This is a genomic window from Streptomyces sp. NBC_00285 (assembly GCF_036174265.1).
Classification (GTDB): Bacteria; Actinomycetota; Actinomycetes; order Streptomycetales; family Streptomycetaceae; genus Streptomyces.
On the sequence record NZ_CP108055.1, the window covers coordinates 9571669 to 9589387 of the forward strand.

The window sequence follows — 17719 nt, forward strand, 5'->3', positions numbered from 1 at the left end:
GTAGGGCACGACGCACGGACGGAGGGGCCCGGTACGGCGCAAAGAGGTGGGGGGGGGTGGCTCCGCCCGGGTCCGGAGAGGGATGGCCTCGGACAGGTGCGGTGAAGCGGTACAACGAGGGGTGCGGGGGACCGTGCAGCCGCTGCGTCGAGGAACGGTCACTCCGTGTGTGCGAGTGATGATAGCCCTATTCCTTGACCCTTCAAGATTAACTGGGGGGTAACCTTCCGCCCCGTGGAATGCCGTGCTCCGGCGGACTTTTGAGGTTGGACAGCGCGTACCGGGAAACGCGGATCAGGACACCGCACAGCACACCCGACGCGCGAGGGAGGCAGCCCATGGGCGCCGAACAGACACCCGCCGAACCGATGGCCGACGACGCCTACCAGCCCACCGGCACCAACGAGGAGCAGGAGGACGCGAGCCCGCTCGACCTCCAGGACGCCCTCGACGAACGGACCTACGACGACATCCTCGACGAGGGCTACTCCCCGCCGGAGAAGCCGCTCGGCGTCACCCGGCACGGCACCACCGCCGCCGAACAGCACGACGGCGAGAGCCTGGACGAACGGCTCGCCCAGGAGGCCCCCGAGGTGGCCGGGCCCGTCGGCGACGAGGTGGGCGACCTGCCCGGCGGCGAGGGCGAGCCGGTCGACCCGCAGGCCGGAACCGACCGCGCGGGACGCCTCGTGGCCCCCGACGAGGGCGCCCACTCCGCCACCACCAAGGAGGAGATCGCCACCGACGTGGGCATCGACGCGGGCGCCGCCGGCGCCGAGGAGGCCGCCGTGCACATCGTCGAGGACCCCTTCGACGAGTCCTGACCTCCGCCCCTGGGCCCGCTCAGTCCCCGATCCGGTCGATCTGCCGGAGCTTGTTCGTGGCGTCCAGGGCGGCGATCTTGTAGGACTCCGCGAGCGTCGGGTAGTTGAAGACCGCGTCGACCAGGTAGTCGACGGTGCCGCCGCAGCCCATCACGGACTGCCCGATGTGGATCAGTTCGGTGGCGCCCGAGCCGAAGCAGTGCACGCCGAGCAGGGTGCGGTCCTCGGAGGACACCAGCAGCTTCAGCATGCCGTGCGAGTCGCCGATGATCTGGCCGCGCGCGAGTTCCCGGTAGCGGGAGATGCCGACCTCGAACGGCACGCGCTCTTCGGTGAGTTGGTCCTCCGTCCGCCCCACGAAGCTGATCTCCGGAATGGTGTAGATGCCGATCGGCTGGAGGTCGTGCATCTGCCGGACCGGCTCCCCGCAGGCGTGGTAGGCGGCCGACCGGCCCTGCTCCATCGAGGTCGCCGCCAGCGCGGGGAAGCCGATGACGTCGCCGACGGCGTAGATGTGCGGCACCTCGGTGCGGTAGTGCTCGTCGACGGTGATCCGCCCGCGCGGGTCCGCCGTGAGGCCCGCCTTGTCGAGGTCGAGGTCGTCGGTGAGCCCCTGCCGGCCCGCCGAGTACATCACCGCGTCGGCCGGGATCCTCTTCCCGCTCTCCAGCACGGTCAGCGTGCCCCGGGAATGACGCTCGACCGCGGCCACGGTCTCCCCGAACCGGAACGTCACGGCGAGGTCCCGCAGGTGGTACTTGAGCGACTCGATCACCTCGACGTCGCACATGTCGAGCATCCCGGCACGCTTCTCGACGACGGTGACCTTGCTGCCGAGCGCGGCGAACATCGACGCGTACTCCATGCCGATGACACCCGCGCCGACGATGACCATGGAGCGTGGAACCCGTTGCAGATCAAGGACGTTGTCCGAGTCCATGATGGTCTGGCCGTCGAACTCGACACTGTCGGGCCGGGCGGGCCGGGTGCCGGTGGCGATCACGATGTGCTCGGCGCTGAGCAGACGTTCGTTGCCGGTGACCTCGCGCAGGGCGATCGTGTGGTCGTCGACGAAGCGGCCGGTGCCGGCGTAGAGGGCGATGTGGTTGCGGGAGAGCTGACTGCGGATCACGTCGACCTCCCGGCCGACCACATGCTGGGTGCGCGCGGTCAGATCGGCGACGGTGATGTCCTCCTTGAGCCGGTAGCTCTGGCCGTACAGGTCGCGCTGGGAGAGGCCGGTCAGGTACAGCACCGCCTCGCGCATGGTCTTGGAGGGGATGGTGCCGGTGTGGATGGAGACCCCGCCGACCATGTCGGGGCGGTCGACGACGGCGACCCGGCGGCCCAGCTTGGCCGCGGCGATGGCGGCCTTCTGGCCACCCGGACCTGATCCGATGACAAGCATGTCGAAGTCGGGCACCCTCGGGAGTCTGGCAGTCGGGAGGCCTCTTCCGAAAGGGTGAACGGTAAACCGGCCGTCCCCGAACCGGCTCAGGTCGCGCGGAAGTTGCCCGGAAGCCGCCGGAGATGTCCCACAGACCGCGACAGCCCGCGCGGACCGCGGGACAATACGCCCATGGGCCATCGACTCGCCGACGCGAGCACCCCGGCCCGGCTGGCCGCCCCCGACGAGGGCATCAGCCGGGACGAACTGGCGCTCGCCACCCGCAACCACGGTCTGCCGCTCGAAGCGATGCGCCACGACCTCAGCCCGCCCGGCCTGCATTACCTCCTCACGCACTACGACATCCCCTACGTCCCCGACGACACCCCCTGGCAACTCACCCTGGGAGGCCGGGTCCGCCGCCCGCTCACCCTGACCCCGGCCGACCTGCGGGCCCTCCCGCAGGTCACCACCCGGGTCACGCTGGAGTGCGCGGGCAACGGCCGCGCCCTGCTCGCGCCCCGCCCGGTCAGCCAGCCCTGGCTGGTGGAGGCCGTGGGCACCGCCGAATGGACGGGCGTACCGCTGAGGTTGCTGCTCGCCGAAGCCGGAGGAGTCGACGGGGACGCCGTCGACATCGTGTGCACCGGCGCCGACCACGGAGTGGAACGCGGCGTCGAACAGGACTACCAGCGGTCCCTGCCCGTCGACGTGGCCACCGGGACCGAACCCGAAGTGCTGGTGGCCTACGAGATGAACGGCGCCCCACTGCCCCCGCAGCACGGCCATCCGCTCCGGCTCGTCGTACCCGGCTGGTACGGAATGGCCCATGTGAAGTGGCTGCGCGAGATCACCGTCACCGACACCCCGTTCACGGGGTTCCAGCAGACCGTCGCCTACCGGCTCAGGCAGCACCCCGGCGACGAGGGCGAACCGGTCACGCGGATCGCACCGCGGGCCCTGCTGGTCCCGCCGGGGTTCCCCGACTTCATGTCCCGCACCCGCGTCGTCCGGCCCGGCACGGTGATGCTGGAGGGGCGCGCCTGGTCGGGGATGGCGCCGGTGACCAGGGCCGAGGTGAGCACGGACGCCGGACACACCTGGCACCGGGCCGAACTCGAACCGGACACCGGCCACCGGTGGGCGTGGCGCCGCTGGCGGCTGCCCTGGACCGCGGAGCCGGGGGAGTACGTCCTCAGCGCACGGGCCACCGACGCCGAGGGCCACACCCAGCCGCTGGAACAGCCGTGGAACCGGGGCGGCTTCGTCAACAACCTCGTGCAGCGGGTCGAGGTGCTGTGCCTGGACGTGGAGCCGGAGGAGTCCAGCGGCTGAGGCACGACCCCGCCCGGCTGCCCTCGCGGACAGCCGGGCGCCCGGGCACGGCTAGGGCAGCAGCTTGTCGAGCGCGGCGGGGCCCTCCGCCTCCAGCTTGCGCCGGGCCCATTCGAGAGTGTGCGGGGTGATGTCCTTGCCCGAGGCGAGGACGATGTCCTCAGGCGACACCTCGGTGCCGGTACGGGTGTGGAGCAGGTCGTCCGGGGTGGCACGGTCCTCGGACGGCCCGGACGCGTCGGGCTGTGACGTCGGCATGATCTCTGCTCCTCGGATCCGGATCGCTGTGCGGTCCCGGTGCTGTCAACGGGTCCGATATCACCATTCAACGCCCGGGCCGACCCTGCATCCGGAAGCGCCGGGATGAGCCCCCGGGATGCCCCGGCCACCGGACGGGCGTGTAATGGGAGAGCGATCTCTGGGGGGCCGGCAGGGAGACGACGCCATGACCACCACCCGGAACAGCCCGAAGGGCGCCCTGCGCAGACTGGGGGAGTGGTGCGCCCGGCACTTCGTGACGGTGCTGGTGGCGTGGCTCGTGGCCCTGGTCGCCCTGCAGATGCTCAACCGGTCCTTCGGCGGGGAGTACTCCGACAACTTCTCCCTGCCCGGCGTGCAGTCCCAGGAGGGCCTGGACGTCCTGAAACGGCACGACCCGGCAGCCGGCGGCTACAGCGGCCAGATCGTCCTGCACGACGGTGACAAGCCGCTCACCTCGCTCGGCTCACAGCTCTCCACGACCGTCGCCGACCTCCAGAAGCTGCCCCACGTGCTGTCGGCGCAGAACCCGCTCTCCGTGCCCGCCTCGAAGGTCGGGCCGCTGTCGTCGGACGGGAGGACGGCGTACATCACCATCCGCTTCGACGTTCAGCCCTCGACCCTGGGCGACGGCTACCTGAGCGGGGTCGACCACGCCGTACAGCCCCTCAGGGCGGCCGGGGCGGACGTCGAGTACGGCGGTCCGCTCGGCGAACTCGCCCGGCCCGCCGCCGACGACCGGGTCAGCGAACTGATCGGCTTCGCCGTGGCGATCGTCGTCCTGCTCCTCGGGTTCGGCAGTGTCATCGCCGCCGGAATCCCCCTGGTGACCGCCCTGATCGGCGTGATCGGCGGACTCGCCTGCCTCGGCCTGCTGGCCGCCACGTTCACCTTCGCGACCGTCTCGCCCACCCTGGCCACGATGATCGGGCTCGGCGTCGGCATCGACTACGCGCTCTTCCAGATCACCCGCCACCGGCAGAGCCTCATGGACGGAAAGGACCCGGTGCACGCGGCGGGCGGTGCCACCGCCACCAGCGGCCGTGCCGTACTCGTCTCCGGCTGCACGGTGATCATCGCCCTGGCCGGGCTGTCCGCCTCCGGGGTGGCGTTCATCGGGAAACTAGGGCTCGCCGCGGCCGTGACGGTTGTCTCGGCCGTCCTGGGCGCCCTGACCCTGGTCCCGGCCCTGCTGGGCCTGATCGGCACCCGGATCGACCGCTACCGGGTGCGCCGCCCGGTCGCCGAGACCGACGCCGCCGAGGGCGAAGTACCCCACGGCACGTGGCACCGCTACGCCCAGCGGGTCGAGCGGCACCCATGGCGCTACCTCGCCGCGGGCGTCACGGCCGTCGTCGTCCTCGCCGTCCCCGTCCTCTCCCTGCAGCTCGGCCACATCGGTGACGGCGCCGACCCCACCTCCTTCACCGACCGGCGGGCCTACGACCGGATGACCGACGCCTTCGGACCCGGATCCAACGGCCCCCTCACCGTCGTCATCGACCAGACCTCCGTACCGTCCTCCCAGCGCTCCGCCCTCACCACTCAGGCCCAGAAGACCCTCGACGGCGTGCCCGGCGCCGCCACCGTCACCCAGCTGAACCCCACCAAGGACGGCGACGTCCTCCTGGCCACCGTCTACTCCGAGCAGTCCCCGCAGAGCGCCGGCACCACCGACCTCACCAACCGGCTGATCGACACCACCCTGCCCGCAGCGGCCTCCGGCACGGACGCCAAGGGGTACGTCACCGGCACCACCGCCGCCCAGGTCGACTTCCGGGACATCGTCTCCAGCCGGCTGCCGCTGATCATCGGCGTGGTCGTCGCCCTCGCCTTCCTGATCATCCTCGCCGTCTTCCGCGGACTGCTCGTCGCCCTCAAGGCGGCCGTCCTCAACGTCCTGTCGATCGCCGCCTCCTACGGCGTCGTCGTCGCCGTCTTCCAGTGGGGCTGGGGCGGTCCCGCGCTCGGCGTCTCCGGCAAGGTGCCCCTCGAGAGCTATGTGCCGATGATGATGTTCGCCATCATCTTCGGACTGAGCATGGACTACGAGATCTTCCTGCTCTCCCGGGTCCACGAGGCCTGGCTGCGCACCGGGGACGCCAAGGCCTCCGTCGCCCACGCCCTGGAGATCACCGCACGCGTCATCACCTGTGCCGCGCTGATCATGGTGAGCGTCTTCGCCGCCTTCGTCGTCAGCGACAACATCGTGGTCAAGATGCTCGGACTGGGCCTCGCCGTGAGCGTGCTGATCGACGCGACGGTCGTACGGCTGCTCATGGTCCCGGCCGTCATGACCCTGCTGGGCCCCCGCGCCTGGTGGACACCCCGGTGGCTGGACCGGATCCTCCCGCACATCGACGCCGAGGGGGACGGCGAGGGGGCCGGGACGGTCAGCGGGGCTCCGGAGCGCCGGGCGCGAGAACGAGCATCGTGACGTCGTCCGGGAGCACCGGGGCCCAGCGCACGAGATCGGCCCACACCCGCTCGGCGAGGCCGGGGAGGTCACCCTCGAACTCGGTGATCCGCTCCAGCAGCGGGTAGAAGACACCGGCGGCGTTCCGTGCCTCCCACACGCCGTCCGAGGCCAGGAAGAGCAGGTCGCCGGGGTGCAGCGGCACCGTGACCCCGGTCGGCGGCGACGCGTCGGACAGGCCAAGACCGAGTGGCGTGCCCACCGGGACGTCGAGCTCCACGGCTCGTCCGCCACGCAGCAGTACCGGGCCCGGCTGACCGCACGCCACGATCCGCACCGCCGTCGCGCCGACGCCGAACTCCAGCACCACCGCCGTTGCGAACAGCTCCGAGTGCCGTACGGCCGCGGAGTCCACCATCAGTCTGCGATCGAGCCGGGCGACCACCGACTCGGGGTCCGGCCGGTCCAGCACGGCCTCCCGGAACGCCCCCAGCAGCGAGGCGACGGTGGCGACGGCCGACAGCCCGTGCCCCTGCACGTCGCCCATCACCGCCCGCACCCCGCAGGGCCCCTCCCGGACGTCGAAGAAGTCACCGCCGACCAGCGTCCCGCGCTGCGCCGCCCGGTACAGACCCGCGCACCGCACCGGCCCCACCCGTTCCGGCAGCGGCGGCACGACGGCACGCTGCGCGGCCTCGGCGACCGCGCGCTCGGTCACCAGCTGTGCGTCACGCCGGCTCCGAACGAACGACACGATCACGCTGAGCGCCGCGACGAAACCGACGGTCAGCACGTCGGCGCTGCCGGGATCGTTCAGCTGGAAGGCCGGAACGTTCAGCACGACCAGAACGAGCGTCCCGAGCACCGCGGTCGCCGCCGGCCCGTACGACAGCACCGCCAGCGGCGGGATCGCGCCCAGCAGGAACCCGATGTCGAGCGGACCGGGGCTCACGAGAGTCGCCACGCACACCCCGGCCAGCATCGCGGCCGGCAGCACCCGCACCCAGCCGGGCGGCGGCGCGCCCGTCAGCCAGCTCCGCCGGTCCCCGTCGCGCGCTCCGTTCACACCACTACGCTGCTACGACCCTTCCGGCCCCGCACGCCGAGCCGCTAGAACGGCGTGAGCGTCAGCCGGACACCCGTCGGCGCGGTGTCCTGGACGTAGGAGGCGAAGTCGGCCACGTCGTCGAAGGCGAAGCCGTACGCCTTGCCGTCCTCGGTGGCCGCGTGCATGGCCTTGGCGTAGTGGTTGGTGAGCGAGGTCCGGTAGAAGACCGCGGGGTCGGTGGCCGGCTGGGCGGCGGAGCTCAGCAGCGTCGACCGGTTGAACCCGGCACCGAGCACGGCGGCGACCGGTCCGGTCGTGCCGTCGTTGGGAGCGGCGAGCGCGCCGTCGCAGAAGAGCACGTCCCGCGTCGTGGGGCGGGCGAAGGAGACCTGCGCGGGCCCGTCGAACACGAGTCGCCCGCCGCGCACCCGGCCGGTGAAGGCGCCCGCGTTCGTGCTGACGGTCAGGTCCTTGCCGGTGTACGTGCTCCACACCTCGTCCACGTACGGCGCGAAATAGTCCGAGGGGAACAGTCCGGCGTCCAGGCCGTGACCGGGTGCGATGACCCGCGTGTCGGCCACGACCAGCGGCGCGAACTCCTCGACCTGCCGTACGGCGGCGAAGGCGTCCGCCCGCCCGGAGGCGCGCAGCGTACCCGTCGTCTGGTCCCGCGCCCCGGTGAGCCGGATGCCCATCGGCACGCTGAACATGTCCACCATGGTGGTGTTGCAGAACATGCCCGCCGCGTTGTGCGTGAACTCGACGCAGTCGTGCAGTACCGGGTAGTTGGGATCCGAGCTGACCCAGCCGGCCGGGTACTGGAGGGCCGGGTTCCCGTTGCCGTCCGTGACGACCCGGAACTTCAGCTTCGCGCCCAGGGAGACGTAGATCCGGCCGGACATGTAGGGGAGGGACAGGCTGGTCCCGCCGCTGCCGGCCAGGCCTATCGCGTAGTCGGTGTAGCCGTCGGCGCCGTTGTCGGAGAGGGAGACCGGAGCGAGGGCGCCGTCCGGGGTGACGCGGACCTGCCTGCCGTCCTGGTTGCCGACGATGTAGAGGTGGACGTTCGCGTTGTCGAAGGCGCCGGTGTTGTTGACGACGGTCAGCGGCAGTGCCCCGGCCGCCGTGACGCGGTTGCTGTCCGCGAGGGCGTGCGGGGCGAGTACGGCTGCGGCCGGTACGGCCACCATGGCCCCGCCGAGGCCGAAGAGGACTGTGCGCCGGCCGGGATCGCGCTGGTGACGAGGTGTCATGTGGGGGGTCTCCTCGGCTGGTTGAGAGCGCTCTCATGTCGTGGACGGGCACCGATGCTACGGACGGAGGAGACTGCGGCATACCGAGCGGACAGCGTTTAACCCGGCCTTAAGAACCGTTTAAGCGGCGGGGAGGACCAGACGCGCGTGCCGCCAAACCGATGGACGCCGCTCCCGGAGATCCCGTAGCGTGAACCGCCACGCCCCGAGTCGGCGAAAGGAGGCGAGTGCCGTGCAGTCCACCACCGTCCCGCGCTCCCTCTGCGCCGTCCCGGCGTACCTCGTCTGACCGGCCGGGAGCGCTCCAAGCAGTCCGCACCCCGGAGGAATCCAACCCATGACCGATCTGGTCATCCGCGCGCTCGGCGAGCGCGACGCACACCTTTTCGACACCCTTCCCGACCCCCTCGGCAACGGCGAGTCCCACCGGCTCACCCGCCACCGCCCCGACTGGAAACGCGTCGCCCTCCGCGACGGCAGGGTCGTGGCCCGCGGCGCCTGGTGGGGCGGCCCCGACGACACCGAGCCCCTCAACGTCAACTGGTTCGACGTCGCCGAGGGTGAGGAGGAGGCCGGCGCCGAACTCCTGCGCACCGCACCCTGGCAGGTCGAACTGGAGATGAACCTGCCCGCCGGCTGGCGCGAGGACCCGGAGCTGCGCGCCGCTGCCGCAACCCGGTTCAGCGCCCTGGAGGCGGCCGGATACGAGCTCCTGGTGGAGCGGTTCCTGTACCGGTGGACACCGGAGTGCGGGCTGCCCGAGCGGCCCGGACGTCTCACGTTCCGGTCCGAACCGGACGACGCGGTCTTCTTCGACCTGCTGCGCCGCATCCACTCCGCCACCCTGGACGCGCACGCCCTCAAAGCCATCGAGGAGGGCGGACTCGACACGGCGGCCCAGGAGGAACTGGACTTCTTCCACTGGTGTCCCTCGCCCCGCGAGTGGTGGCAGATCGCCCACACGCCTCAGGGGGACGTCGCCGGGATCCACATTCCGACGCACAATCCGTCGGGTCCCTGCGTGGGGTTCATCGGGGTCCTACCGGAACAGCGGGGGCACGGCTACGCCTACGACCTGCTGGCCGAGTGCACCCATCATCTCGTCGAGCGGGGCGCCGAGTTCGTCTCCGGTGCGACGGACCAGGGGAACTTCCCGATGGCCGCGAACTTCTCCAAGGCGGGCTATCCGGTGGTCCGGGAACGCCTGAACCACCGGCCGACGCACACCCGGTGACCTGAGACGCGACCACCGGAACTGAGCATCAGGATCAATGTCAGTACCGGATGCCATCCTGGTCACAGGGTTGACCGACGGGTGGGCGTCGGCGGACGGAGGGGGCGGCGTGGGGTTCGTGGGCGAGGTCTGGAAGGTGCGCAGCGGGGACGAACCGGTCGGGGACATCGTGATCGACGACGCCGACTTCCCGTGGCTGTCAGGGCGTTTCACGGCCGGTCCCGCGTTCGCTGCCGTGGAGCAGCTGTTCGCGCGGGAACTCGCCCTGTTGGAGGGTGACGCCGAGGCGAGACAGGAGGAGTGGGGAGCGGTCTACGAAGAGATCGGCCGTCGTGTGTCGCTGGTCGCTCCGGACGGGCCGGTGCCCGAGTTCCTGTTGCACATCAAGGGCGACCGGGCCTGGTTCCGGTGGAGTGACGAGCCGTTCGACGACGCGCCCGACGACTGATCCGACGCCCTACGCCCCAGTTCCCCCGCTCCGTTCCAGCAGAGCCTCCGCCTCCGTCAGGATCTCGGTGACCCGCAGACCGAACGCGGCGTCGCACGGGTGAGCCTGCCCGGTGCGTGCGGCGGCGAGCAGGCCGTTGACGGCCCGCAGCACGGCGGGCACGACGCCCTCCGACGACTCGGGGAGCAGGGCGACGCCACCCGCGCCCCGCAGCTCCACGCCCGCTCCCGCGGCCGCCGGCGGAGCCGTGAGGCTCAGCGTCAGGGCGCTCGACGCACCGCCGGTGTGCCGCAGGACCAGATGGACCGTGTCCCCGGGGCCGTGCGCGGCCGCCGCCACCGCACGGACCTCGCCCAGGATCGGCAGCAGCACCGACAGCGCATGCGGTCCGACGTCCCACAGGGCGCCCTTCTCCCGGCGCCACGGCGAGTCGGCGAACGGGCTCTCGGTGGTGAACACCGACCCGAACCACTCGGCCCGCGCCGTGAACCACCCCTCCACGCCCGCCTGTTCACCGATCCACGTCTCGGTCTCGGCCAGGAAGCGGGAGGTGAAGAACACCACCGAGGCGACCCCGCTCTCCCGGACCGCCTCGACCACCGCCCGCCCCTGCTCAACCGTCGTGGCAAGGGGCTTGTCCAGCAGCAGATGACATCCCGCCCGGGCCGCCCGCACCGCGAGATCGGCCTGGACGGCAGGCGGCAGGGCGATGGCGACGGCGTCCACGTCGGCGAACAGCGCGTCGACGTCGTCGTACGCACGCGTGCCGTGCTCGTCGGCCAGCTCCTTGGCGGCGTCCGGGCGACGGCCCCACACCCCGGCGAAGTCCAGTTCGGGATGCGCGCCGAGCGCGGGGGCGTGGGTCATCCGGGCCCAGGGGCCGGTGCCGAGCAGTCCGATACGCATGCCGCCGCCTCTTTCGCCTTGCCGAACGTCACGAGACCGGTCCGGATCACCCGCCGGTCGAGGTGAGGGTGTCACACGAGCTCAGCTGCCCCGCAACCCCGGTTCCGCGCCTCGGACGCCCACGAGCGACGCCAGCGGCGATTCAGTTGCTGCGTCGCTGAATCCGTTCTCATTCTTCTATTGGACCCAGGGAGCGGGAGACGGCCACCCTGGTAGGAGCCCTGCTCCGCCGCCCGACAGCCGAAAGAGGTCCAAGATCATGCACACCCGCCGCATCGGTAATGTCGACGTCAGCTCGATCGGTCTGGGCGCGATGCCCATGTCCATCGAAGGACGGCCGGACGAGCAACGCTCCATCGCCACCGTCCACGCCGCGCTCGACGCGGGAGTGACCCTGATCGACACCGCCGACGCCTACCACCAGGGCGCCGACGAGGTCGGTCACAACGAGACCCTGATCGCCAAGGCCCTCGCCTCACACGAGCGCGGCGGTGACGTCCTCGTCGCCACCAAGGGCGGCCACCTGCGCCCCGGGGACGGCAGCTGGACGCTCGACGGCAGCCCCCGGCACCTCAAGGAGGCCTGCGAGGCGTCCCTGAGCCGGCTCGGTGTCGAGGCCATCGGGCTCTACCAGTTCCACCGCCCCGACCCCCGGGTCCCCTACGCGGAGTCCGTCGGCGCGGTGCGCGACCTGCTCGACGAGGGCAAGATCCTCGCGGCGGGCATCTCCAACGCCGACCCCGGCCAGATCAGGCTCGCCAACGAGATCCTCGGCGGCCGGCTGGTCTCCGTGCAGAACCAGTTCTCCCCGGCCTTCCGCTCCAGCGAGCCGGAGCTGCGCCTGTGCGACGAACTCGGCATCGCGTTCCTGCCGTGGAGCCCCCTCGGCGGCATCTCCCGCGCGGGCGAACTGGGCTCGGCGCACGCTCCGTTCGCCCGGATCGCCGAGAAGTACGAGGTCAGCCCGCAGCGCGTCTGCCTGGCCTGGATGCTCGCCAAGTCGCCGGTCGTCGTGCCGATCCCGGGTGCGAGCCGCCCGGAGACGATCCGTGACTCCCTCGCCGCCGCCGACCTCGTGCTCGGTGCGGACGAACTCGCGGAACTGGACGCCGCCTGACACCTCGCCCGCCGGCCCGCCATGTCGCTCCTCCGTGGTCGGATCCGTGTGCGGACTGGCCTCGGCGATCGTGCTGTCTCTAGGATGGACTCCCTGTCCTGCCAGGCCAGTTGGCAGATGAGCTGGGGGAAAGATGAGCACCGGTAAGAAGCTGTCCACGGCGATCGACGCCTCCGTACCCACAGCCGCACGCATGTACGACCACTATCTGGGCGGCAAGGACAACTACGCGGCCGACCGGGCCGCCTGCGAAGAACTCGACAAGGTCGTCCCCAGCACCCGCAGGCTCGCCGTGAACAACCGGCGCTTCCTCCAGCGGGTCGTCAGGACCCTCTCGGCGGAGTACGGCATCCGGCAGTACCTGGACCACGGATCCGGCCTGCCGACCCAGGACAACGTCCACCAGGTCGCCCAGGCCATCGACCCCACCACGCACGTGGTCTACGTCGACAACGACCCGATGGTCCTCGTCCACGGGCGGGCACTGCTGGAGGAGGACGAGCGCACCACCGTCATCCACGCGGACATGCGGGAGACCGAGGCGATCTTCGCGCACGAGGACACCCAGCGGCTGATCGACTTCGACCAGCCCGTCGCGGTCCTCTTCAACTCGGTCATGCACTGCATCCCCGACAGCGACACGGACGGGCCGGCCGCTCTGGCCCGCCGCGTGCGCGAGAAGCTCGCGCCCGGCAGCTTCATGCTGATGTGTCAGCTGGTCAGCGAGGACCCCGAAGTCCGCGACTTCGTCACCAACTTCATGGACCAGGCGACCCAGGGGCACTGGGGCCGGGTGCGTGAGGAGAAGGACGTCGCCGCGTGGTTCGAGGGCCTCGAGATCCTCGAACCGGGCCTCGTGGAGGTCTCCACCTGGCGGCCCGATTCCGAGGTGGCCCCCCGTCAGCTCACCCATGAGTGGATCGAGTTCGGCGGCGTCGCCCGAATCGTCTGACCCGACACGAAACGCCCCTGACGCGACCGGGAAGATCCCGCGTCAGGGGCGTCGTCGTGCCGGCGGGTACCCGCGGAACCGGGAACAGCGAAAAAAGAGACGGCAGCCACGCCGAGAACTGCTCCGAAGCGGCTCATGGCGCGACCCGAGGAGTCGTGGACCCAGTGCCCGGGCGGGGGCTCCCCTCGCCCTTCCGGCAGCCGGTCACGCGGCCCGCGGTAGCCTCCGCGACGCCGGGGCGGTCTGGGACTTCGTGCTGGTCAGCCCTACGATCGACGCCATCGGAAAGGGGCGTTGATGGACCGCACCATACGCACGACGGAGGACGTACTCCGACTCCTCGACACGCTGTTCGCACCACACGCCGATCGCTGGACGGCGGACGCCGGCTCGTGGTGGGACGGCTTCTACGCCGACCGTTCCAAGCCGGTCCCCTTCTTCACGGCGAAGCCGGACGAAAACCTGGTGTCGTACCTCGACCGCGGTCTCGTCACCGGGGGCCGAGCCCTGGACCTGGGCTGCGGCCCGGGCCGCAACGCACTTCACCTCGCCTCTCTCGGCTTCGAGGTCGACGCCGTCGACCTCTCGACCGCGGCCGTCACCTGGGCCCGGGAGCGGGTGCAGGAGGCGGGTGTCGGCGTGCACTTTCTGTGCGGCGACGTCTTCGTCATGGCCGACACCGAACTCACGGGCACCTACGACCTGATCTACGACTCGGGCTGCTTCCACCATCTGCCGCCGCACCGCCGCGTCAGCTACCTGGCACTCCTCGAACGGCACCTCGCGCCCACCGGCCGCTTCGGCATCGTCTGCTTCGCCGACGGAGCCATGGGATCCCAACTGCCGGACACGGAGTTCTACCGGCAGGGCCGGCTCGACGGCGGACTCGCCTACCCGGCGGAGTCGCTGCGCCGGATCTTCTGCGACCTCACCGAGATCGAACTGCGGCGCATGCACGACGAGCCGCCCGAGTCTCCCCGCTTCGGTGAACCCTTCCTCTGGGCAGGCCTGTTCGGCCGCGACGACCCTCAGCCGCCGTAGCGCTGCACCATTGTCTCGCGCAGCAGCCGCAGCGAAGCCCGGGGTTCCAGTGCGTCGTCGGCCAGCCGGTCCAGTGCGAGGCGGTACTCCTCCGTCTCGTCCCGGTCCTCCAGGAAGTTGGCGCTCTTGATGTGCTCCAGGTAGACGACGTCCGGCAGATCCAGGCCGCCGAAGCGCAGATAGGTGATCGGGATGGCGGGGGCCGAGGCGTTCGTCACGTCCAACGGCACGACCTGCACCGTCACATGGGGACGCTGGGCCATGTCGATGAGGTGCGCGAGCTGCTCCCGCATCACCCCACGGCTGCCCAGCACCCGCAGCAGCACCGACTCGTCGATCACCGCCCACAGCTGCGGAGGGTCCGCGCGCCGCAACAACTGCGCGCGCCGGGTGCGCAGTTCCACGCGGCGGCCGACCTCGCCGGCGGCCGCCGTGGGCAGCCCGCGCTCCACCACGGCGCGGGTGTAGTCCGGGGTCTGGAGCAGACCGGGGACGTACTGGATCTCGAAGGTACGGATCGTCGCGGCCGCCTCCTGGAGTCCGACCAGCCGGTCGAACCACTCGGGCATCAGGCGCTTGTCGTACCGCTGCCACCAGCCCGGCTCGCCGGCGCGCTGGAGCAGCTTGAGCAGCACCGAGGACTCGTAGCCCTCGGTGCCGTACAGCTGGAGGAGGGCCCGTACGTCGTTCTCCGACGGGGGCCTTCGGCCCTTGCCCGACTCGATCCGGGACAGCTTGGCGGGGCTGAACCCGAGGGCGCGTGCCGCCTGGTCCTGGGCGAGCCCGGCATCCTCGCGGAATCCCGCCAACTGGACGCCGACCAGCATCTTCAGCAGGGTGGGAGCCGGTTCGGACCGGTCCAGATACGGTTCCAGACGGGAGATGCGGTGGGACGCGGCAGACATCCTGACTCCCAGTAAACCGGCACAGAGACGTCTCACACTATCGCACGCAGTGTGGTCGTTCCGCATCATTCCGTAGATGCCGTGGGTGGCACGGGAGTTGGAGCCGCCTCCGCATCCGGGCCCGGGATCCGGGGGTCACAGGAGGTGGTCGAACTCACCGTCCTTCGCCCCGGCGACGAACGCCGCGACCTCGGCCGGTGTGTAGACCAGTGCGGGGCCGTCGGGGTCACGGGAGTTGCGCATCGCGACACCGCCGCCGACGAGCGAGGCCACTTCGACGCAGTTGCCCTCGGCGTTGCTGTGACGGCTCTTGACCCAGCGGGCGTCCAGGGAACTCGCCCGCACTCCGTTCTGCATGGGTGGCACTGTCAGTCTCCTTGCTGTTCACGTGCTTTGCCGGGCGCTGTGCCCGGCCGTCCGGGCGGGAGAGGGCACACCTCCACAACCTCCGTGGCCCCACCCGCCGTTCGCGCAATTTCTCGTGCAATTGCACGCGGGCGCCTTCAGCGTGGATAATAGCTCCGGCGTCAACCCCCGCGGTTGCGCCCCCGCCTTGACGTCGCATCAGGGAGATGCCGTGTCATCACCTGTGAATCACGTGCTCCGGCCGCCGGGCCAAGCTGTGCCGACGGCGGGCGGTGCGGACACCCTCGGCGAGACGGTGCGCCCTCCGAGTGCCGCCGTCGGGAGACAGCGACCACCGTCGGGCGGTCCCCTCGTCTCCGCCGCGCTGCTCGTCAGCTGCAGCGGGGAGGGCTTCGCCCGGGCCCGCGCCTTCACCCGCGAAACCCTGAGCTGCTGGTCCCTCGGCCACCGCAGCGACGACGCCACCCTCGTGATCACCGAGCTGGCGGCCAACGCCGTGGCCCACGCGGTGCTCCGGCCCGCGGCGGGCGGCGCGGCGGAGGTGTGGCTGGGGCTGGCCCTGGATCAGGCACATCTCCTGGTCACCGTCTCGGACCCCGGTGACGAACTGCCCGCGTACACGCCCGCCGATGTCTGTGATCTGCGCGAGCACGGCCGTGGCCTGTACATCGTCGACGCCCTGGCGGAGGAGTGGGGCTGGACCTCGCGGCCCCCGGCCGGCAAGTCCGTCTGGGCCAAGCTGTCGACCTCCCCTCCTCCCTGACATGACTGCCGCGGAAAGGCCTCACGCCATGCGCATCGCTCCGGACCAGCCGAGCAACGAGCGCACGACCTGCCCCGGGCCCACGACGGGGCTGTCGCGGACCACGCCCCTGGTGGCGCTGAGCCAGGTCCCCTGGGGCGAGATCCAGGACTCCACCGGCTCCGCGGCGGCCATCCCCCTCCTTCTCAACAGCGTGGCCTGGGGCGACCCCGACACCGCCAGCGCCGCACTCGGTGACCTCCGCAAGCGCATCTGCCAGTACGGCTTCGTCGTGGAGCAGGCCACCGCCGCCACTGTCCCCTTCCTGTGGGAGCTCGCCCAACTGCCCCAGGTGACGTGCCGGGCGGAGATCATCCAGCTGCTCAGAAGCATCGCGTGCGCCCGCCAGTGGGAGAGCACGGCGGCCGTCTACCCCAAGCTGCTCAACCACCGTGAGAACCCCGTGGTGTGGGAGCGTCAGGCCCGTCGGGCGGTCCGGGCCAAGAGCGGCGCGCTCCGGCGGCTGATGGCAGATGACGACACGGAGATCGCCCACGCGACCACGGAGCTGGCCCGCACGCTGGACGAGTAGAAAGCCATCGGTACGCCCGGTCGCCGCACGGACGACGACCCGTGGGGTGGCGCGACTGCTCGGTCGAGGAACTCCCGCGCCGCGCCGCACCCCGGACGGACCGTCCGGGACCCGGGCCGCCGGTGAGCCGTCACGCCGCACTGCTCCTTGGCACCCGCCGGGGGCACGTCGAGTCATGGTCGGTGCCGCAGCTCGTCCACCAGCGTTCGCAGCACGCGGTGTCGAGCTCGGCGCGGACGATGTCGTCGGCGCCCCCCGCACCCGGCCCGGCCACCCGCCTCCACATATCGGCCAGAGCGCGCCGCTGGTCGCAGATCACGCACTCGCGCACGACGGCGATCACCGGGACCAGGCTCGCCGCGGCGAACAGACACGCGGCCCACGGCGGGCCGTGGTGCAGGGCGAGGACCCCGGTCCAGGCGAGTCCGGTGCTGGTGGCGAGGTAGAGGGCACTGAGGAGACCTGCGGAGCGGTTCATGGGCGTATACCGTTCAGGGTGCGAGGGATGCCCCTTGTCCAACGGTTTGCGGCCCCTTGTGGAAGCGGGTCGGGTCGCACGGTATTGCGCCAATTGCGTGCCGGGTGGCGGCGGATGGGATTGGGCCTGGGCAGACGGGGCATACGCAGCGAAAAATCGAGAGAGGGGCTTTCGTGCTCGTTCCGGACCCGAAGACTGTCAGAACGCTGCTGACCCGCTACGCGTCGCTGAGGATCGCGCAGGCGGAGAGGATGAGGCCGACGACGGCTCGTGAGCTGGACGACGTCAGCTACACACTGTGCGTGATGATGCACACCACCGATGTCGCCGAAGCGGTTGCCAGGGCGGATGCCCTGCTGTCGGCCGCCGGGCGTACGGACCCGGACGGTGAGACCGGCCTGCCACTGGCCGTGTGAC

The 17719-nt window shown here is 71.0% G+C and carries 19 protein-coding genes; 11 read left to right on the top strand and 8 right to left on the bottom strand.

Annotation, left to right across the window (positions count from 1 at the left end; translation table 11 throughout):
- The first annotated feature begins 338 nt into the window (after nt 1–338).
- A complete protein-coding gene (locus OHT57_RS43850) occupies nt 339–824 on the top strand; it encodes a DUF5709 domain-containing protein (protein WP_328752550.1) in 486 nt (161 codons plus the stop codon).
- A 19-nt stretch (nt 825–843) separates the two neighbouring features.
- Here OHT57_RS43850 and sthA read toward each other — a convergent pair whose 3' ends face one another.
- Nucleotides 844–2247, bottom strand: a complete 1404-nt coding sequence (gene sthA / locus OHT57_RS43855; protein WP_328752551.1) for a Si-specific NAD(P)(+) transhydrogenase — start codon at nt 2245–2247, stop codon at nt 844–846.
- Between the two features lie 156 nt (nt 2248–2403).
- On the opposite strand from sthA, the gene OHT57_RS43860 reads away from it, so the two are divergent.
- Nucleotides 2404–3546 (top strand): sulfite oxidase, encoded by a 1143-nt coding sequence (locus OHT57_RS43860; protein ID WP_328752552.1) that lies wholly within the window; start codon nt 2404–2406, stop codon nt 3544–3546.
- Nucleotides 3547–3597: 51 nt separating this feature from the next.
- Here the strand turns inward: OHT57_RS43860 and OHT57_RS43865 are convergent, their stop codons facing one another.
- Nucleotides 3598–3804, bottom strand: coding sequence for a hypothetical protein (locus OHT57_RS43865; protein WP_328752553.1), 207 nt, complete (start codon nt 3802–3804; stop codon nt 3598–3600).
- 187 nt (nt 3805–3991) lie between these two features.
- On the opposite strand from OHT57_RS43865, the gene OHT57_RS43870 reads away from it, so the two are divergent.
- Complete coding sequence (locus OHT57_RS43870) at nt 3992–6241, top strand: MMPL family transporter (protein WP_328752554.1); 2250 nt, start codon at nt 3992–3994, stop codon at nt 6239–6241.
- Here the strand turns inward: OHT57_RS43870 and OHT57_RS43875 are convergent.
- Together OHT57_RS43875 and OHT57_RS43880 are read right to left on the bottom strand one after the other, a co-directional pair.
- Nucleotides 6198–7286 carry a PP2C family protein-serine/threonine phosphatase gene (locus tag OHT57_RS43875; RefSeq protein WP_328752555.1) on the bottom strand — a complete coding sequence of 363 codons (1089 nt, stop codon included), beginning with the start codon at nt 7284–7286 and terminating at the stop codon, nt 6198–6200. The genes OHT57_RS43870 and OHT57_RS43875 overlap by 44 nt on opposite strands.
- 44 nt (nt 7287–7330) lie before the next feature.
- Nucleotides 7331–8521, bottom strand: a complete 1191-nt coding sequence (locus tag OHT57_RS43880; RefSeq protein WP_328752556.1) for a beta-1,3-glucanase family protein — start codon at nt 8519–8521, stop codon at nt 7331–7333.
- Nucleotides 8522–8858: 337 nt separating this feature from the next.
- Here OHT57_RS43880 and OHT57_RS43885 point away from each other — a divergent pair, with 337 nt between their 5' ends.
- Complete coding sequence (locus tag OHT57_RS43885; RefSeq protein ID WP_328752557.1) at nt 8859–9755, top strand: GNAT family N-acetyltransferase; 897 nt, start codon at nt 8859–8861, stop codon at nt 9753–9755.
- 109 nt (nt 9756–9864) lie between these two features.
- A complete protein-coding gene (locus tag OHT57_RS43890; RefSeq protein ID WP_328753501.1) occupies nt 9865–10203 on the top strand; it encodes a hypothetical protein in 339 nt (112 codons plus the stop codon).
- A gap of 9 nt (nt 10204–10212) precedes the next feature.
- Here the strand turns inward: OHT57_RS43890 and OHT57_RS43895 are convergent, their stop codons facing one another.
- Nucleotides 10213–11109 (bottom strand): Gfo/Idh/MocA family protein, encoded by an 897-nt coding sequence (locus tag OHT57_RS43895; protein WP_328752558.1) that lies wholly within the window; start codon nt 11107–11109, stop codon nt 10213–10215.
- Between the two features lie 259 nt (nt 11110–11368).
- On the opposite strand from OHT57_RS43895, the gene OHT57_RS43900 reads away from it, so the two are divergent.
- From OHT57_RS43900 to OHT57_RS43910, 3 genes are all read left to right on the top strand, one after another.
- Nucleotides 11369–12226 (top strand): aldo/keto reductase, encoded by an 858-nt coding sequence (locus tag OHT57_RS43900; RefSeq protein WP_328752559.1) that lies wholly within the window; start codon nt 11369–11371, stop codon nt 12224–12226.
- Between the two features lie 133 nt (nt 12227–12359).
- Nucleotides 12360–13178: an SAM-dependent methyltransferase gene (locus tag OHT57_RS43905; RefSeq protein WP_328752560.1), complete on the top strand. Its 819-nt coding sequence runs from the start codon at nt 12360–12362 to the stop codon at nt 13176–13178.
- Nucleotides 13179–13475: 297 nt separating this feature from the next.
- Nucleotides 13476–14219, top strand: a complete 744-nt coding sequence (locus OHT57_RS43910) for a class I SAM-dependent methyltransferase (RefSeq protein ID WP_328752561.1) — start codon at nt 13476–13478, stop codon at nt 14217–14219.
- Here the strand turns inward: OHT57_RS43910 and OHT57_RS43915 are convergent.
- The gene (locus OHT57_RS43915) at nt 14207–15124 is read right to left on the bottom strand and encodes a helix-turn-helix domain-containing protein (protein ID WP_328752562.1); all 918 of its coding nucleotides are present in this window, start codon (nt 15122–15124) and stop codon (nt 14207–14209) included. The two genes, OHT57_RS43910 and OHT57_RS43915, sit on opposite strands and share 13 nt — an antisense overlap.
- A gap of 135 nt (nt 15125–15259) precedes the next feature.
- Complete coding sequence (locus tag OHT57_RS43920) at nt 15260–15490, bottom strand: DUF397 domain-containing protein (RefSeq protein WP_328752563.1); 231 nt, start codon at nt 15488–15490, stop codon at nt 15260–15262.
- 211 nt (nt 15491–15701) lie between these two features.
- On the opposite strand from OHT57_RS43920, the gene OHT57_RS43925 reads away from it, so the two are divergent.
- Complete coding sequence (locus OHT57_RS43925) at nt 15702–16253, top strand: ATP-binding protein (protein WP_328752564.1); 552 nt, start codon at nt 15702–15704, stop codon at nt 16251–16253.
- A 28-nt stretch (nt 16254–16281) separates the two neighbouring features.
- Entirely contained in the window at nt 16282–16824 is a 543-nt protein-coding gene (locus OHT57_RS43930; protein WP_328752566.1) for a hypothetical protein, read from the top strand.
- Nucleotides 16825–16954: 130 nt separating this feature from the next.
- Here OHT57_RS43930 and OHT57_RS43935 read toward each other — a convergent pair whose 3' ends face one another.
- The gene (locus OHT57_RS43935; protein WP_328752567.1) at nt 16955–17302 is read right to left on the bottom strand and encodes a hypothetical protein; all 348 of its coding nucleotides are present in this window, start codon (nt 17300–17302) and stop codon (nt 16955–16957) included.
- A gap of 173 nt (nt 17303–17475) precedes the next feature.
- Here OHT57_RS43935 and OHT57_RS43940 point away from each other — a divergent pair, with 173 nt between their 5' ends.
- Complete coding sequence (locus OHT57_RS43940) at nt 17476–17718, top strand: DUF5133 domain-containing protein (RefSeq protein ID WP_328752568.1); 243 nt, start codon at nt 17476–17478, stop codon at nt 17716–17718.
- The last annotated feature ends 1 nt before the right edge of the window (nt 17719 follow it).

What these genes read in the sequence shown, in the direction of transcription:
- OHT57_RS43850 (WP_328752550.1), top strand. Translation starts at nt 339, where the DNA reads ATGGGCGCCGAACAGACACCCGCCGAACCGATGGCCGACGACGCCTAC.
- OHT57_RS43860 (WP_328752552.1), top strand. Translation starts at nt 2,404, where the DNA reads ATGGGCCATCGACTCGCCGACGCGAGCACCCCGGCCCGGCTGGCCGCC.
- OHT57_RS43865 (WP_328752553.1), bottom strand. Translation starts at nt 3,804, where the DNA reads ATGCCGACGTCACAGCCCGACGCGTCCGGGCCGTCCGAGGACCGTGCC.
- OHT57_RS43870 (WP_328752554.1), top strand. Translation starts at nt 3,992, where the DNA reads ATGACCACCACCCGGAACAGCCCGAAGGGCGCCCTGCGCAGACTGGGG.
- OHT57_RS43880 (WP_328752556.1), bottom strand. Translation starts at nt 8,521, where the DNA reads ATGACACCTCGTCACCAGCGCGATCCCGGCCGGCGCACAGTCCTCTTC.
- OHT57_RS43885 (WP_328752557.1), top strand. Translation starts at nt 8,859, where the DNA reads ATGACCGATCTGGTCATCCGCGCGCTCGGCGAGCGCGACGCACACCTT.
- OHT57_RS43895 (WP_328752558.1), bottom strand. Translation starts at nt 11,109, where the DNA reads ATGCGTATCGGACTGCTCGGCACCGGCCCCTGGGCCCGGATGACCCAC.
- OHT57_RS43900 (WP_328752559.1), top strand. Translation starts at nt 11,369, where the DNA reads ATGCACACCCGCCGCATCGGTAATGTCGACGTCAGCTCGATCGGTCTG.
- OHT57_RS43905 (WP_328752560.1), top strand. Translation starts at nt 12,360, where the DNA reads ATGAGCACCGGTAAGAAGCTGTCCACGGCGATCGACGCCTCCGTACCC.
- OHT57_RS43910 (WP_328752561.1), top strand. Translation starts at nt 13,476, where the DNA reads ATGGACCGCACCATACGCACGACGGAGGACGTACTCCGACTCCTCGAC.
- OHT57_RS43915 (WP_328752562.1), bottom strand. Translation starts at nt 15,124, where the DNA reads ATGTCTGCCGCGTCCCACCGCATCTCCCGTCTGGAACCGTATCTGGAC.
- OHT57_RS43930 (WP_328752566.1), top strand. Translation starts at nt 16,282, where the DNA reads ATGCGCATCGCTCCGGACCAGCCGAGCAACGAGCGCACGACCTGCCCC.
- OHT57_RS43935 (WP_328752567.1), bottom strand. Translation starts at nt 17,302, where the DNA reads ATGAACCGCTCCGCAGGTCTCCTCAGTGCCCTCTACCTCGCCACCAGC.